The 16873-nt window shown below is 39.9% G+C and carries 14 protein-coding genes and 4 tRNA genes; 8 read left to right on the top strand and 10 right to left on the bottom strand.

All coding sequences use genetic code 11. The annotated features are described in order from the left end of the window. Positions 1–85: 85 nt before the first annotated feature. The 5 genes from DF947_RS17915 to DF947_RS17940 form a co-directional block, all read right to left on the bottom strand. On the bottom strand, positions 86–673 hold the full coding sequence (locus DF947_RS17915) for a Crp/Fnr family transcriptional regulator (protein WP_109931479.1): 588 nt from the start codon (positions 671–673) through the stop codon (positions 86–88). A 1486-nt stretch (positions 674–2159) separates the two neighbouring features. Beyond that, entirely contained in the window at positions 2160–3566 is a 1407-nt protein-coding gene (locus DF947_RS17925) for a TolC family protein (RefSeq protein WP_109931483.1), read from the bottom strand. Continuing rightward, the gene (locus DF947_RS17930) at positions 3553–6750 is read right to left on the bottom strand and encodes an efflux RND transporter permease subunit (RefSeq protein WP_109931485.1); all 3198 of its coding nucleotides are present in this window, start codon (positions 6748–6750) and stop codon (positions 3553–3555) included. Before DF947_RS17930 ends, DF947_RS17925 begins: the two co-directional genes overlap by 14 nt. A gap of 24 nt (positions 6751–6774) precedes the next feature. Further along, the gene (locus DF947_RS17935; RefSeq protein WP_109931487.1) at positions 6775–7977 is read right to left on the bottom strand and encodes an efflux RND transporter periplasmic adaptor subunit; all 1203 of its coding nucleotides are present in this window, start codon (positions 7975–7977) and stop codon (positions 6775–6777) included. Between the two features lie 69 nt (positions 7978–8046). Beyond that, entirely contained in the window at positions 8047–8652 is a 606-nt protein-coding gene (locus DF947_RS17940) for a TetR/AcrR family transcriptional regulator (protein WP_109931489.1), read from the bottom strand. A 257-nt stretch (positions 8653–8909) separates the two neighbouring features. Here DF947_RS17940 and DF947_RS17945 point away from each other — a divergent pair, with 257 nt between their 5' ends. After that, the gene (locus DF947_RS17945) at positions 8910–9362 is read left to right on the top strand and encodes a GNAT family N-acetyltransferase (protein WP_109931491.1); all 453 of its coding nucleotides are present in this window, start codon (positions 8910–8912) and stop codon (positions 9360–9362) included. On the opposite strand, the gene arsC is transcribed toward DF947_RS17945, so the two are convergent. The 3 genes from arsC to DF947_RS17960 form a co-directional block, all read right to left on the bottom strand. After that, positions 9359–9703: an arsenate reductase (glutaredoxin) gene (arsC, locus tag DF947_RS17950; RefSeq protein WP_109931493.1), complete on the bottom strand. Its 345-nt coding sequence runs from the start codon at positions 9701–9703 to the stop codon at positions 9359–9361. The genes DF947_RS17945 and arsC overlap by 4 nt on opposite strands. Before the next feature lie 9 nt (positions 9704–9712). After that, positions 9713–10303, bottom strand: coding sequence for a DUF502 domain-containing protein (locus tag DF947_RS17955; protein ID WP_109931495.1), 591 nt, complete (start codon positions 10301–10303; stop codon positions 9713–9715). Between the two features lie 153 nt (positions 10304–10456). Beyond that, positions 10457–12916 carry a bifunctional UDP-N-acetylmuramoyl-tripeptide:D-alanyl-D-alanine ligase/alanine racemase gene (locus DF947_RS17960; protein WP_109931497.1) on the bottom strand — a complete coding sequence of 820 codons (2460 nt, stop codon included), beginning with the start codon at positions 12914–12916 and terminating at the stop codon, positions 10457–10459. Positions 12917–12977: 61 nt separating this feature from the next. Here DF947_RS17960 and DF947_RS17965 point away from each other — a divergent pair, with 61 nt between their 5' ends. The 3 genes from DF947_RS17965 to DF947_RS17975 all read left to right on the top strand — a co-directional run bounded on the left by DF947_RS17965 (position 12978) and on the right by DF947_RS17975 (position 13788). Beyond that, on the top strand, positions 12978–13466 hold the full coding sequence (locus DF947_RS17965) for a regulatory protein RecX (RefSeq protein ID WP_109931499.1): 489 nt from the start codon (positions 12978–12980) through the stop codon (positions 13464–13466). Between the two features lie 94 nt (positions 13467–13560). Beyond that, positions 13561–13636 (top strand) — tRNA-Gly (locus DF947_RS17970). Between the two features lie 68 nt (positions 13637–13704). Further along, positions 13705–13788: transfer RNA gene (locus DF947_RS17975), tRNA-Leu, on the top strand. 109 nt (positions 13789–13897) lie between these two features. Here the strand turns inward: DF947_RS17975 and DF947_RS17980 are convergent. Beyond that, entirely contained in the window at positions 13898–14788 is an 891-nt protein-coding gene (locus tag DF947_RS17980; protein WP_109931501.1) for a winged helix-turn-helix domain-containing protein, read from the bottom strand. A 232-nt stretch (positions 14789–15020) separates the two neighbouring features. On the opposite strand from DF947_RS17980, the gene DF947_RS17985 reads away from it, so the two are divergent. The 3 genes from DF947_RS17985 (at position 15021) to DF947_RS17995 (ending at position 15583) form a co-directional block, all read left to right on the top strand. Next, positions 15021–15096, top strand: a tRNA-Gly gene (locus DF947_RS17985). Between the two features lie 68 nt (positions 15097–15164). Further along, positions 15165–15248: transfer RNA gene (locus DF947_RS17990), tRNA-Leu, on the top strand. A 110-nt stretch (positions 15249–15358) separates the two neighbouring features. Next, positions 15359–15583, top strand: coding sequence for a hypothetical protein (locus DF947_RS17995; protein ID WP_109931503.1), 225 nt, complete (start codon positions 15359–15361; stop codon positions 15581–15583). A gap of 124 nt (positions 15584–15707) precedes the next feature. Here DF947_RS17995 and DF947_RS18000 read toward each other — a convergent pair whose 3' ends face one another. Further along, positions 15708–15914, bottom strand: a complete 207-nt coding sequence (locus DF947_RS18000) for a hypothetical protein (protein WP_109931506.1) — start codon at positions 15912–15914, stop codon at positions 15708–15710. Positions 15915–16077: 163 nt separating this feature from the next. Between DF947_RS18000 and DF947_RS18005 the strand changes: the two genes are divergently transcribed. Then, on the top strand, positions 16078–16845 hold the full coding sequence (locus DF947_RS18005; RefSeq protein ID WP_109931508.1) for a S24 family peptidase: 768 nt from the start codon (positions 16078–16080) through the stop codon (positions 16843–16845). Positions 16846–16873: the final 28 nt, after the last annotated feature.

Below are 16873 nucleotides of genomic sequence, written 5' to 3' on the forward strand. Positions count from 1 at the left end.
TACAATACAAAGAACGCCAGCATTAGCCAGAACCTACTTACCAATTGACAGGAAACAAATTGCCAAATGGCAAGAAATTAAATACTTACCTTTTAATAAATTCCTTTCTTATGCGGCTCAGGGAAGTATCTGTAATACCAAGATAAGACGCAATGTGCTTTAACTGGGCATATTTAAAAACCTCGTTATGGTGCTCAATCATGTCTGCATATCGCTCTTCTGCGCTCTTGTTAATCATCGAGAGTGTACGCTGCTTGTAGGCCACAAATTCTTTCACCAGCATGGCCCGGGCAAACTCCCTAAACTCTGGCACCGAATGAAACAGCATATTCAGTTTTTCAAAACTCGTTGCATACACTTTACAATCCGTAATGGCCTGCAAGTACTCCGCAGAGGGTTCCCGAAGAAAAAATGACGAGGCTTCAAAAGCAACCCGTCCCGCAGGGTAGAAAAAAGTAGTAATCTCGTTGCCCGCTGCATCAAAGGTAAAGGCCCTTACAAAACCTTCATCCAAATAATAATAGTCACTCACCTTTCCCTGTTTCAACAGAAACTCATTTTTCGAAAACTCGATTTCTTCAAAATGGGCAGCTATAACTTCAAGACCAGCAGGCGTAACATTGATATTCGGAATATTTGCCTTGATAAATTGAATGAGCGGTTCTTTTTCCATTGCTACAATGTACTAAAAAAATTGATTTTGTTCTTTCAAATCCACTCGCAACGGCAAGCCGAAACAAGCCAGCGAACCAGAGTTAAGAATACCAACGCATTATGATTCTACCAGCTCAGCAATAACGACCGGCCTGTTTAGCTTATCGTCAGTTCAAATTTAATCTGTAATTGGCCATAACACTTGGTTTAGAAATTCAATAGGATCAAAATCGATAATTACTTGAATGGTTTCTTACAGTTTACCGTAATGCGACTTAATAATTGGAGCTAATGAGCATTAATTCCATAACCTTTATCAATCACATCAGTATTAGATTCCCCTTGATGGTCCATCGCACTCCTATTGCATCCCTAAGGCATGTTGATTGCATTTTAAGGCATGTATTAAAATCGGGATGGGTTCATGCTACAAAAGGCCATATTCAGAAATATTTTAAGCTAGTGACTAGCCTGAACGATTGAAAATTTCGCAAGCCTGACTACGCAAATAAGATGCAACCCGAAATTTAGTTCAATCTGATCTGGCCAAGGCGGATAGGGATCTGCACCATGCTGCCGTACTCCTTCAAGTGAGGAAGATTAACGTGCTTCGAATCATAGCCCCCTCTCCTTCGGAGAGGGTTGGGGTGAGGCTTTTACAATGATCAAAAACCACCCCCGCCCCTCCTAAATTAAGAGGGGAGTTCCCCTCATAGTCTTTAACCGTTGAGCCGAAATTAACTTCCTAAAAAAGGAATGTTAAGCACCCAGTTTTTTCTGCACCATGCTCCCTTCACCCTTCGGGGGGAAGGTGCCCACCGGGCGGATGGGGGTTCGGCACCCTGCTTTCCGGCATAGGAGATGATCGCAGAAGAAACCACCAAAAGCTTTTCAAAATAAATCTTTATTACAAGAAAAGCTGCAGTGCGCACGCTCAATTTTTCATTGAGCCTTGCACTGCAGTAAAAAGCGTTGGTAGGTTTGTTTAAGATCAGAGCCAAGCCTTGATTTTTGTTTCTTTTTATCAAGAAAAAGAAAAAAGCCCTCGGCGGCGATGAGCTGAAGAGAAAACCAAAAGGAGTTTAGCTTTGCGCACGCTCAATTTTTCATTAGCCTGTCCCGATTTATATCGGGAAGCCTTGCACAGCAGTAAAAAAGCGTTGGTAGGTTTGTTTAAGATCAGATCCAAGCCTTTAAGTTATGCCCTATTGTTTAAAGCTTAATGGCGGGCATGCTTTCGCTACGCTCAGGTTTGTTACTTTTTTGATCAAGCAAAAATTAAGTGCCCCTCGGCGACGCCGAGCCGAAAAGTAACATTATTGGGATAAGGGAAAGAGCGGAATTATAAAGTGACTCTATATTACGCATTCTCGTGTCCCTCCCACTTAGGGTGGAAAATTGGGAACTCTGAATAATAGCTCCCTCTCCTTCGGAGAGGGTTGGGGTGAGGCTTTACAACCCTTCACCCTTCAGGGGGGAAGGTGCCCACCGGGCGGATGGGGGCTTTAATTCCAGCCCCCACCCAACGATCTATACAAGCCAACAACAGCATTTAACTGTTCTGTTTTGATGGTGGTTAATTCCAGTTCGCTCTGCAATAAATTGCCTTGAGCCGTAATCACTTCCAAATAGCTGGCCATGCCACTTTTAAAAAGCAGACTGGCATTTCTAGAAGCCTGTTGTAAAGTTTGAGCCCTTTTTTCTGCGATGCCATATTGAGTTTTCAATTTTTCAACCTTGGTCAATTCATCAGAAACCTCTCCTACTGCATTTAAAACCGACTGACGAAATTGAATCACCGTTTTATCGCGATCTATTTTAGCCAGTTCGTAACTTGCCTTTAACTGTCCGCGTTGAAAAATGGGTTGAGTAATCCCACCAGAAACCATTCCGAACAAGGATGCCGGAACATTAAACCAATTGCTTGCCTTAAAAGAATTTACACCACCACTAGCGGTAATCACAAGAGAGGGATATAAACTGGCCTTTGCAACACCGACTTTGGCATTAGCCACATTTAAAGCCAATTCTGCTGACTTAATATCTGGTCTACGGCTCAACAAAGCCGATGGAAACCCCGTACTTAAATTTTGTGGAATCTCCATGTTTTCCAGTCTGGTTTGCCTGTTGATGGCTTTAGGCAATGTACCGATTAAAACACTTAGTGCATTTTCTTGCAAGATTACATTTTGCTCCAAGCGGGGAATGAGCTGGGCCGCAACCAACTGCTGAGCCTCTGCCTGTTGTATAGCCAATGAAGTTACCTGTCCGGCACCAAACTGTAAGTTTATAATCCTTAAAGTGCTATCGTTTAGTTTTAGGTTTTTCTTCGCAATTTCCAGCTGGGCATCCATCATTAAAAGATTGTAATAACCCTCTGCTACGTTGGCCACTAAACGTGTCTGAATGGCTTTTCTAGCTTCTTCTGTTTGCAAAAAACTGGCTAAAGCGCCAGCTTTTTGATTACGGATTTTACCCCAGATATCGGCCTCCCAAAACACACCCAGATTGGCATTGTAATCTTCGATATGTTTTGAGCCAGTAAATTGACTGATGCTTAAACCATTTAAGCTATTATCAGAAGGGCGACTTGAGCTCGCTGCCACCTGCAGCTTAAGCTCAGGTAAATAGCCCAATTTCGATTGTTTAAAAAGCACCTCTGCCGCATCGATATTTTTCAATGCAATTTGCATATCGTAATTTTTCTCCAGCGCGGTATCGATTAAATTCTGAACAGTTAAATCTGAAATAAAACTTTTTAAAGGCAAATCGCCAATGCTTGCCGAATCTTTCGGCGCTGAATTTCTAAATAAGCCTGGCGCAACATTGGGCAAGGATAAATCTTTAGAAACCGAACATCCACTCCATACCATAACAAGGAGCAGGATGGTAAAAATATTAAACCGTTTCATAAACTGCATGATTATTTATAGGTTCTTCATGGTGACGAACAACCTCATTTGTTGATTTTTTTGATAGTTTTTCCTGTAAAGCCTGGAAGATGACGAAAAGTACCGGAATGATAAATAAACCTAAAACAACACCAGATACCATCCCGCCTGCGGCACCGATACTGATGGAGTGGTTACCTTGGGCTGATGGGCCCGTTGCAATACTCATTGGGAATAAACCGAACACAAAGGCAAGTGACGTCATAATAATCGGTCTGATCCTTAATCGTGCGGCCTCAATAGCCGAATCAACCAAACTCAGTCCTGCCTTTCGCCGCTGAACCGCAAACTCCACAATCAGAATCGCGTTTTTAGCCAGCAACCCGATCAGCATAATCAGTGCTACCTGTACATAAATGTTATTTTCGATACCGGTTAAACCCAACACCACAAATACACCGAATATACCTGTAGGGATAGAAAGTATTACGGCCAATGGCAAGATATAACTTTCATACTGAGCCGATAATAAGAAATATACGAACACCAAACAAAGCAGAAAGATTACGGTCGATTGCCCGCCTGAAGAAATTTCCTCACGGGTTTGTCCCGAGAATTCGTAAGCATATCCCGTTGGCAATTGTTCTTTAGCCGTTTCTTCTATTGCCTTAATCGCATCACCAGAACTAAAACCAGGTTTAGGGATGGCATTTACCTCGATAGAGTTAAACAGGTTATAACGCGAAGCGGTTTCAGAGCCATATACACGGGTTAATTTAACCAATGTACTAATCGGTACACTTTCGCCTGCCTTGTTTTTAACAAACACGCGATCGATAGCCGAAGGATCGGTTCTGTCGGCAATATCGGCCTGCACCACTACACGATAATATTTACCGAAGCGGTTAAAATCTGATGCCTGTGCCGTACCAAAATAAGTCTGCATGGTTTGCAGAATATCTTTTTTGCTTACACCCAGCTGATCGGCTTTTTCATCGTTAACATCCAATTGCAACTGCGGATAATCGGCTTTATAAGAAGTAAAAGCATAGGCAATTGCAGGTTTCGTCATTAACTTTCCAATAAAATTATTTGCTACACCGCTAAATTTATCCAGCCTTCCATTGGTTTTATCCTGTAACATCACGTTCATCGCCTCAACGTTACTAAAACCGGGTACCGTTGGAAAACTGAATACAAAGAAGGTCCCGGCCGATATAGCAGCCATTTTAGCCCTTACAATATTCTGGATTTCATCGATGTTTTTAACGGCTCCCCTTTCTTCATTTGGTTTTAACAACAAGAAAATCTGACCCGCTGAAGGACTATTAGAAGCGGTTAAAAAGTTATAACCGGCCAACGACATTACAAACCTGGCTGATGGCATAGCCCTCAATTCGGCTTCAGCCTGTTTCAGCATTTTATTGGTATTGGCTAATGAGGTTCCCGATGGACTGGCGACGGCAATCGCCACAAAACCCTGATCCTCTGTAGGAATAAAGCCTGTTTTTGTTCTGCTCACTAGGAAAACGGTAACCAGAACGATTAAGGCTAAGCCGCCCACACTCAGCCATTTATTACGGATCAGCACTTTTAATCCACCAACGTATCTGTTGGTCATATAATTGAAGCCACCGTTAAAGCCGGCATAAAATTTTTCTACAAAACCTTTTTTAGGGGCATGATGTCCACCTCCTGCATGTTTGTTCTTTAAAAATAAGGCAGCCAAAGCCGGACTTAAAGTTAAAGCGTTAACTGCCGAGATAATGATGGCGATGGCCATGGTTAGGGCAAACTGTTTGTAAAATATACCTGTAGAACCCGTCATAAACCCAACCGGTAAAAATACCGCAGCCATAACCAATGTAATCGAGATAATTGCCCCGGTAATTTCGCTCATTGCCTGTGTAGTGGCCTCTTTAGGCGAAAGCGTGGGGTCTTCTTCCATTTTGGCATGCACCGCTTCAACCACAACAATCGCGTCATCCACCACAATACCTATGGCCAGTACCAGTGCAAACAAGGTTAAAAGGTTTACCGAGAAACCGAACAATTGCATAAAAAAGAATGTACCGATAATGGCAACCGGAACCGCAATGGCCGGGATTAAGGTAGATCTGAAATCCTGAAGGAAGATAAACACAACGATAAATACCAATAAGAAAGCCTCGATCAAAGTATGCTCTACCTGGTTTATGGATTCATCTAAATCGGTTTTGGTACGGTAAAACTGATTGTATTTAATCCCCGCAGGAAAATCCTTTGATAATTTTGCCAAAAGCTTATCAATGGAAATCTGAATTTCGTTGGCATTCGATCCAGATAATTGGATTACACCAATGGTAATACCATCATGACCATTCAAACGGTTTACGCTACCATAACTATAAGCACCCAGTTCCACACGGGCAACATCTTTTAAGCGTAAGATAGAACCATCCGAATTAGAACGGATCGCAATGTTCTGATACTCTTCTGGTTTGGTAAGTTTACCTTTATATTTAATAATGTATTCAAATGCCTCATCACTGCGTTCACCAACCCGACCAGGTGCCGCTTCCAGGTTTTTATCCTGAATAGCCGTAATCACTTCGTTGGGTGTAATTTTATAGGTAGCCAATTGGCTTGGGTTTAACCATACCCGCATCGAATAATCTTTAATTCCACCAAATACACTGGCAGAACCTACACCCGGAATACGCTTAAGCTCCGGAATAATATTGATCTGTGCATAGTTATTTACAAAAACAGCATCATATTTTTTTGGATCTTCGGAGTAAACCCCAATCGCACCAATAAAGCTGTTTTGCTGTTTGGTAGTGGTTATACCATATTGTACAACCTCTGCAGGCAATTGGCTGGTAGCTTGCGAAACACGGTTCTGCACATTAACGGCAGCCTGATCGGGGTTGGTACCCTGTTGAAAGTAAACCGTGATGGCCAATGTACCATCGTTACTGGCGCTGGAAGTCATGTAAGTCATGTTCTCCACACCGTTAATTGCTTCCTCCAATGATGGAGTTACCGAACGTAAAATCGTTTCGGCATTGGCCCCAGGATATACAGCAGTAACCAATACCGACGGAGGTGCGATATTTGGAAAGCGCTCTAAGGGCAACTTGGTTAAGCCAAGTATACCAACGATTACCAATAAGATGGAAATAACCGTCGAAAGTACAGGCCTGTCTATAAATTTCTGAAACATGACTTTTTATATTTTATTGTCGTATTATTTTTTTCTAACTGCAACAGCTACTTTATCTGCTGCCTTTTGAGGCTGGATCACCATGCCTTCCTGTAATTTATCAACACCACTTAATACAATCTGGTCACCAACCTTTACCCCGTCTTTAACCAGGTAATTTTCGCCGGCTTTACCAACAATAGTAATGGCTTGTTTTTTCACTTTGCTGCTATCCCCTACGGTAAATACAAATACTTTATCCTGCATTTCCACGGTAGACGACTGAGGTACCAAAATGGCATCGTCATGTTGCAAGCCTAAACGGATTTTGCCCGTATTACCCGAGCGAAGAACACCACTCGCATTAGGAAAACTTGCCCTTAAGGTAATGGCTCCTGTGTTTTTATCAAACTGACCATCAATCATATCAATTTTACCTTTAATTGGATAGGCAGCGTTGTCGGCCAGCAAAAGCTCAACTGCTGGTAAATGTTTAATCCTGTCGGCAGGCGTTTTACCTGGGTAGTTTGCATTAAAGCTGTTGAAATCGTTTTCGGCAAGGGCGAAATAAACGTGTACTTCGTGGATATCCGATAACTGTGTTAAAGCCACCTGATCCGTTGGCGAAACCAAACTTCCCTGTTTTTTGGGGATACGGCCAATGTAACCACTTACCGTAGCCTTAACATTGGTATAACCCAGGTTGATTTGTGCCGAAGCTACACTTGCCCTAGCCTGTTCGGCATTGGCCTGTGCAATTTTATAAGCCGTTTTTGCAGTCTTTAACTGAAAATCAGAAACAACTTTGTTCTGCACCAATGGAGTCAGCTTGTCTACTTCCAACTGTGCATTTAAAATCGCGGCTTCTGCAGCATGTAAGCTTGCTTTTGCGTTGTTCAATGCCTCACGGAAAGGGTTTTCGTTTATTTTGAATAAGGTTTGTCCGGCAGTTACATAAGCGCCTTCGTTAACCAAAACGCTTTGCAGGTAACCACTTACCTGCGGACGAACATCAATATCAACAGCGCCCTGAATAGAAGCCGGATACTCGATATAGGTGGTTTCGGTGCTGGAGCTAATGGCACTTACAGGCAATGCTGGTGGTGGAGGTGCCGCTGCAGACTGGTCAGGAGAAGACTTACAGCTTACCAAAATTATAGATAGGAAAGAAATTGTTAACATTAAATTAATACCATTAAACCATTTAACGGTGTTAAGTAGTGGATACAAGCGATGTAGAGATTTCATATAATTAAATTTATTGGAATTAAAGTGTATAAATGATTTAACACTGTTAAATCATTAGGAAAAAATATATTAGTTGTTAATGGATAAAGTAATGCCTTTAATGGCGTCTTTTAAAATTTGTTGGTTCAGTTCATTTGTTGTTCTACCATTTGGGCGAACGAGATTGATCGAGATTAAACCATGAATAATCGACCAGTAGGTATAATATTTCATGCAGATATCATCTTCAGAAACGGGCTTTTTAATAAATAACGATTCAATTACATCGCCCAACATCCCGCCAACGTTCTCTGCTTCGGGCATTGCACTTTTCACATTGCAACAAACCATATCCACACCGTACATCAGCTGATAAAATTCTTTATGTGCAAAAGCAAAATTCCAGTAGGCAATCCACATGGCTTCCATTTTATCCTCAGCCGATTCATGCTGATCTCTGGCTTCACGAATATCTTTGGCCAAGATTAAATAACCTCTTCTGGTTAATTCTAACAAGATGCCTTCTTTATTAGAAAAATATTCATAAATAATGGGTGCTGTATACTCAATCTGGTCGGCAATTTTACGCATACTCAATGCCTGCCAGCCCTCAGTTTGAACAATGTTCAAGGCTGCATCCAGGATTTTGGTCCTGGTTTCATCTTTTAAACGTAGAATTCTTTCTTTGCTTCCCATGATATGGAATATTAGGTGTAAATAATCTAACACCGTTAAGCAAATGTATAACCAATTCGGAAATTGTAAATCATTGAATTGTAAAATGAAATAATGAAATTATAAATTGTGTTTAAAGAGCATTAAATGCAGATTTCTAATGCTGATTATTTTGAAGTACTCGTCATTTCGACTGAAGTGTAACGGAATGGAGAATTCTTTGTACAAGTTCGTGGTGTCTTTGTAGTTAATTCAAATCAACCTATTATCTTAGCTGTATGATTTACCGCCAAGCAGAAATACGCGACATCCCCCAAATCCAAATTGTAAGACATACCGTAAAGGAAAACACCCTTTCTAACCCTGCACTGGTAACCGATGCAGATTGCGAAGATTTTATCACCAAAAGAGGTAGAGGCTGGGTTTGTGAAGTTAATGGCGATGTTGTTGGTTTTTCAATCGTTGATTTGGAAGAAAACAACATTTGGGCCTTATTTTTACAACCAGAGTTTGAAGGCAATGGAATTGGAAAAGAACTGCATCGATTAATGATGGATTGGTATTTCGACCAAACACAAGAAACAGTTTGGCTAGGAACAGCCCCAAACACAAGGGCCGAAAAGTTTTACGAAAAACAGGGCTGGAAAAACGTTGGACTGGTAAATAAGGGCGAAGTAAAGTTTGAAATGAATTATGAAGACTGGATCAAATCCAGACCAAAAAATACTTAATCTAAAATTTGGTTAATGCTTTCGGTTGGCCTGGCAATCACAGCTTTATCGCCCGAAACAACGATAGGTCTTTCGATCAGAATTGGATATTCGACCATTACGTCAATCCATTCAGAATCACTCAGCGTTTTATCTTTATAATGGTCGATAAAAATCTTTTCCGTTTTACGAATAAGCGCTAAGGGTTTGATCTGGAGTTTTTCGATCAATTCGCTCAGTTGAATTTTGTTCAATGGCGTTTCCAAGTAATAAATAATCTCAAAAGCCTTCCCGCTATTTTCCAGCTCCTGCAAAGCCTGCCGACTTTTTGTGCATCTGTTGTTATGATAAATCTGAATCATTTTACGAATCTAAAGACCACTTACACCGCCACTCACCACCAATTTCATGGCATCAGCCGCACTCATATTTAAATCTTTAACCTGATCTCTTTTTACAATACAAAGTTGACCGGCAAAAGAATATGAAAGTGGAAAATAAACAGCTACATCATCAGGAAGTTCAAGTTTATGCAGATCGTTTTGAGTAAGAAAGCCGATTTTACGCAAACCACCCTCCACTTCTACAATTACAGGATGATTGAATTTCTTTTCATCTCCAACGAAAGCCTCTGTTAAATCTTTTATAGAAGAATAAATAAAATTGAGTAATGGCAATCGATGCATAACACGCTGAAACCAGTTATACATCGGCTCGGTAACGAAATTGGTTACAAAAATACCTGCCAATAAAATAATGGTTAACACGGTAAGTAAGCCCAAGCCAGGAATATTCCGACTCTCTCCTGTGCGAGGATTTACGCCCAGAATGTTGTTTACGTTTAACCAACTATCTACAGTTGTTACTGCCCAAACAACAATGAAAATGCTCACAGCTATGGGCACAACAATTAATAAACCTTTAATTAAATAGTTTAAAATAGCTTTCCCGACTTTGTTCATAGTGCAAACTTATTCAAAAATGTTTAATAGTTCACCAGTCATTAGTTCATTGGTTTAAAAGTTTATCAGTTCATTAGTCATTAACTCACTAATAGTCGCTGGTAATATATGCATCCAGACTATTAACTAATGACCATTGGCTACAGAACCAACCTATTCATAAAAATAAACCCTTTTTACCCTTTGAGAAATGTTAGTCAGGATTTCGTATGGAATGGTGTTAATCTCTTTAGCCAGTTCCATAATGTTATGTTCCTGATTAAAAACGATTGCCTCGTCACCTGGTTTTACATCAATACCTGTGATATCGAGCATAGTCATATCCATACAAATTGAGCCGATAGTTGGAACCAAATGGCCGTTAATGAGCATTTTACCTACTCCATTCCCAAAAGCACGATTGTAACCATCGGCATAGCCTATTTTTACTGTAGCAATTTTGCCTCCTTTTGGCATTACACCATTGCGACTGTATCCAACCGTTTCACCTGCATCTAAGGTTTTTACCTGGGTAACCGTTGTTTTCAGTACCATTGTAGTTTGCAGTCCACGGTTATTTAACAGGGCTGAGTCGAAACCATACAAACCAATTCCCAAACGCACCATGTCCATTTGTCCCTCCGGCCAACGACTAATGCCGGAAGTATTGGCGATGTGTAGAATGGGTTTATAGCCCAAAACATCAATTAACTGGCTCGCCATAAGTTTAAACTTTTCGATTTGATGCTGCGTAAAACCATCATGTTCTGCTTCTCCACTGGCAACCAGATGCGAAAATATGCTCTGAACTTTTACACGTTGAGAATCTTTCAGAAACGTAGACAGTTTATCAATTTCATTACCATCAAAACCCAAACGATGCATGCCACTATCTATTTTAATATGAACTGGGTAGCTGAAATCATAATCAGAAAGGGCATTTACGAAACCATTTAAAATCTCCAGACTGTAAATTTCAGGTTCCAGGTTGTGCTTGATAATGGCTTCAAATGCCGATTCCTCCGGACTCATCACCATAATGGGCAAAGTGATGCCCGCTTTACGCAAAGCGATCCCCTCATCTGCATAGGCAACAGCTAAATAATCCACCTTGTGAAATTGCAACAGGTTCGCGATTTCGAAACTGCCGCTTCCATAAGAGAAAGCCTTTACCATCGCCATTATTTTCACACCAGGTTTAATCTTCGAACGGTAGAACTGCAGGTTCCCAACCATCGCATTTAGGTCTATTTCTAAAACCGTATCGTGGATTTTCTGAGTGAGCAGCTTGCTGATTCTTCCAAACTCAAAACGCCTTGCGCCTTTTACCAAAATGGTTTCATGGCTAAACTGCAAACCCGGAAAAGCTTCAATAAAAGCATTCGTATCTTCAAAAAATTGGGCTTCAAATTTGAAAAGCTGAGCATATCTGGCAATATGGCTTCCAATGCCGATTAAGCGGTTTACTTTCTTCTGGCCAAGTAAATCGGCAATTTCAGTATATAAATCCAAATCATCCTGTCCGGTTTCAAAAAGCTCGGATAGAATTACGGTTTTCTTAGGATGCTGATTTTGTTGATTTAGAAAATCCAATGCAATGGCTAGGGAAGAAATATCGGCACTGTAAGAATCATCAATTATAGAACATTGATTAATACCGTTTTTGAGTTCTAAGCGCATACTTACAGGGCTTAGCTTCTCTAAACGTAAATCTGCCTGTTCTGCCGAATAACCCAAAGCCAGCAATGTTGCCCAGCAAATCATTCCATTCTCTATTGATGCCTTATCCTTAAACGGCAACATGCATTCAATTTCTTTATCCTTATAAATTGCTCTTAAATAGCAGTTTCCCTCAATGGGTTCTACTGCGATAATGCGCAAATCAGCACCTTGTTTACTGCTCCAGCTAAACTGCCTTTTTCCGGGTAAATCTTTGAAATTGATTTCAGAAACATAATCCGGAGAATAAATAAATAAGTCGGAATCTTTGAATAATTTTAATTTTTCGGTGAGTTTTTCCCTTTTAGAACTAAACCCCTCCGCATGGGCTTCACCAATATTGGTAAAAACGCCAATCTGGGGCTGAATAATTTCGGCCAACGTTTCCATTTCGTTTACGCCAGAAATGCCAGCTTCAAAAATAGCCAAAGTATGATCAGCATCAATTTGCCATACCGAAAGTGGAACCCCAATTTGTGAATTATAACTTTTCGGACTGCGAACGATATTATAATCTGCCGCTAAAAGCTGGTATAACCATTCCTTAACAATTGTTTTCCCGTTACTGCCCGTAATTCCAATCGTTTTTAAATCAAAATGATTTCGGTGTTCAATGGCAAGTTTCTGCAGTGCTGATAAGACCGCATCCACGATTATAAAATTGCAGTCAGGATATTCATCAACGTATTTCTCTTCCGTGATAACGAAATTTCTGATCTCCTTTCCGTACGCATCTTTAATAAATTCGTGCCCATCACGATGTGAAGACAATGCAAAGAACAAAGAATTTTCCGGCACCAAAACCGAGCGGCTATCAATCACCAAATATTGAATAATAACCTGCTCATCAACTAATTTGGCATCAGCATTTAAAATTTCGGCGATTCTGGAAATGGTATATATCGGGTTCAGCATTTTATTATATTCAGAAAAATACGTTAATCGTTTTTATTTTTACGAATTTCAGTAATTAATTATGAAAAGCGGTAAACAAGAGGGCGCAATATTAGATAAAAAACAGGCTTTGGCCAAAGCAGAAAGTTTTTGTGTTTATCAGGAACGATCGCAAAAGGAAGTTCGCTATAAGTTGGTAGAATGGGGAATGCGTGGAGATGAGCTGGAAGAAATTCTTTCAGACTTAATCATGAACAATTTTCTTAACGAAGAACGCTTTGCCAAATCTTATGCCTCTGGAAAGTTTAACATTAAAAAATGGGGCCGGGTAAAAATTAAACAGGGTTTGAAGTTGAAAGGTGTGCCCGATAGGATTTTACAAAAAGCACTATACAGTTTGGATGATGAGGATTACATGCAAACTTTGGAAAATCTGGCGATAAAAAAAGCCAACACTTTAGCTGAAAAGAATCCTTTAAAAAGAAAAATAAAGCTGATGAACTATTTGCAAGGAAGAGGTTTCGAATCTGATTTAATTTTACTTGCACTGAAAGCCAGCAATTTAAACTAAATATTAAATTTTTAACAAGAAATTTCTTGACAGAATTATAAATCTGTCTATATTTGCATCACCAAAACGAAACGGATGATCGGTTTTGTTATCTGCGAAAGTAGCTCAGTTGGTAGAGCACGACCTTGCCAAGGTCGGGGTCGCGAGTTCGAATCTCGTCTTTCGCTCCAAATGCCTTTCCTACCGGAAGGCATTTATTTTAAGACATTAATCATTCTGTTTATCAGGATTGACTAATGCTCGGGTGGTGGAACTGGTAGACACGCAGGACTTAAAATCCTGTGCTTTCAAAGGCGTGCGGGTTCGATTCCCGCCCCGAGTACTTCTAAAAAAAAATCGAAACTTAAGCCATCAGAAATGATGGCTTTTTTGTTATCACAAGATTTTAGTCATTATTCAATAAATATGATTTCCTTGATTCTAGTGCTTTTTTAAGCACCAATTTCAAGCTTATACCCTTTTCCTCGAATAACTATAATTTTGATGCTGGGATCAAGCTCTAGTTTTTTCCTAAGTTTTGAGATGAACATATCGAGACTGCGCCCAACGATAACACCTTCATCTTCCCAGATTTCCTTCTGTAGTCGGCTGCGCTCTATAACTTCATTTGGAGACAAGGCAAAAATGCGCAGTACACGCGTTTCAGTTCCAGTTAGGTCCGTTGTATATTCATTTATAGTGAGCTTCCTATTCTTTGAGTCAAACAAAGTTGATCCCAAAGTAAACATATCAATATTATGACTTTTTGGAAAAGCTTTTCTCTGCTCAACAGACCTAAAAAAAACAATCCCAACAAATGCTAAAAATGAAATACTCCCCAAAAGATACCCACTCTTTGCTGTATTTATCCCCCTGGATTTAAATTTAATGTCGATTGTATAACATGCTGTTGGTTGTTTTCTTCCTCTACAGGCTACAATATCATCTTTTTTATCGTTGGATATGACAAAGCCATAAACAATATTAGAGTTGCCACACTTAAGAACATTCACTATATAATCACTCGTTAAAGGATCTCCGACAAGTGAACGTTTAATCGTATTCACGAGCGAATCGGGTCGAAAAGTTAGTTCACGCTCAAACCTGATTTGGTATTCATTCTCTGCGATTTTTTCTACCGGAAGCACTCTTGATGTACGATCTCCTGATTGTAGAAGAAGTTCATGTCCAATTTTCCGAAGTAAAATTTCTCTTCTGGAAATATTAAAATTGTCGTTATCTCCCCAACTAAAAGCAACACAAATTATCGAGATAAAGGAGAGCAATATCAATCCAAATATATATCTGTTTTTGTTGAAAAGAAAATTGCCATTATGATGCATTTTAAAGCTTTTATTTACAAAGTTTATATTTTAATATTAAGATAAGAAAAATAAAGTAAAATCTTTTATATGGTCTGGTCATTATTTCCAAAGAGCTAATTTATTTTATATAAAAATGAATCAAACACTGTAAGCTTTTATATGAGAAATATTTATTAATTTATTTTTGAATCTGGAATTTATATTTCTATATTTGCAACCCCAAAGGGAATACAGCGATTGTATTTTATATGCGAAAGTAGCTCAGTTGGTAGAGCACGACCTTGCCAAGGTCGGGGTCGCGAGTTCGAATCTCGTCTTTCGCTCCAAATGCCTTTCCTACCGGAAGGCATTTATTTTAAGACATTAATCATTCTGTTTATCAGGATTGACTAATGCTCGGGTGGTGGAACTGGTAGACACGCAGGACTTAAAATCCTGTGCTTTCAAAGGCGTGCGGGTTCGATTCCCGCCCCGAGTACAAAAAAAAGCGATACTGCTAATCACAGTGGCGCTTTTTTCATTTCTGAGGATTTACCCGTACCAAAAAAAGTGCCACGTTCTAAAGCGTATAGAAAACGATTCCTGCACATGAAAAAACCATACAAGTTGCCAACGATCATCCGCTCCAAAAATGGCGATTGGTTCGTTAAATACTTTTATGAATGGCCGGATCGGCCTGGTGTGTTCAAAGAATTCAGGGTGCGCGATGGAATCAATTACATTCATGATCTGGAAGAAAAAGAGCGGGCAATACTTCAGCTTCAGTCCGATATTAGCATTGCTCTGGATCAATTGAACTATTCGCCTTTCTGAAATCCGCTTCTTCCTGAATCTGGACCCATCTTGAAGCCGATGCCATTTCGGCTTGCTTCTTTGATATCCTCGTTCTCGGTGGCTCAGACGTAGCAACTGGAGATTTTAAATACACTACCTTCATTTACTTCAATCTCCAGAGCTTCTTTTGTTTTGAAACCTTATCGGTCCTAATTGAAAACTCCTTACTGCTTTCAGGATTGCTGTGAAACGACCTTCCCATTTCAGCATTAAAGTTTTTGTACTCAGCATCATCTAGGATGTCTATGCAAGAGCCGACCTCGATTTCGTCAAGCCTTTCTCTAAATCTTTTAGGTATGGTTTGTTGCATGTTGTCATATTTTGTTTATGTTTGTTTTAATTACACAACAAATGTAAACAGTTTCTGTGAATTACAAAATTTATTTCACTTTTTCTGTGTGAAAAGTTATTAACATCTTGTTTATATATAAACAAAAACAGTGAAACAACTTCTAAAGACGCGATTTTTAACAATGTTCGATGCACTTCTTGCATCAGATAAGCAGCTGAATAAGGCAATTATTGCCCGTAGAATGAACAAAACCCCACAGGTAATATCGAATTACCTTAATCCAATGCGCCCCGTGCCGGAGGGTTTCGTTAGTGATTTTATTGATGAATTCAAATTGAACAGAGGCTTTTACGAAACAGGGAATGGCGACCCTGTACACAGAATCGATGAACCAATTTCCCAGCCAGAGATTAGAGAGAATGCCAAAGCCGTATCAGAAATACATTATCCTCTGGAAGGGGATGACGAGAACCCATATATCGAGCTTGGTAACGGTCAGTATTTAATGCTGATCCCTTTGGTCAATGAGTATGCATACGCTGGTTACATGTCCGGTTTCGCAGATCTCGAATACATTGAAGAGCTGCCAAAGCATACCATCATAGTAGGCAAAAAACACTCGGGCAAATACCTTTCGTTTGAGGCATTCGGGGATAGCATGTTTGACGGATCAAATGAAAGTATTGAAGATGGATCGATAGTAACGGGCCGTGACCTGCCTCGCCACCACTGGCAGAATAAATTTCACATCAACGCATATAAGTATTGGGTGATTGTACACAAAAACGGGATTCTGATCAAACAGATCCTGAAGCACGATTCCGAGAATGGAATCATAACCTGCCACTCCCTCAATCCGGACAAGGAAAAATTCCCAGATTTCACACTTCATCTCGATGAGGTTGATCAGCTTTTCAATATCGTAAACATTTCAAAACCTATTAGATAATAAACTCTTAAATTGCACAAATTAAAAT

Origin of the sequence: Pedobacter paludis, assembly GCF_003173575.1 — a bacterium.
In the GTDB taxonomy this organism is placed as follows: Bacteria; Bacteroidota; Bacteroidia; order Sphingobacteriales; family Sphingobacteriaceae; genus Pedobacter; species Pedobacter paludis.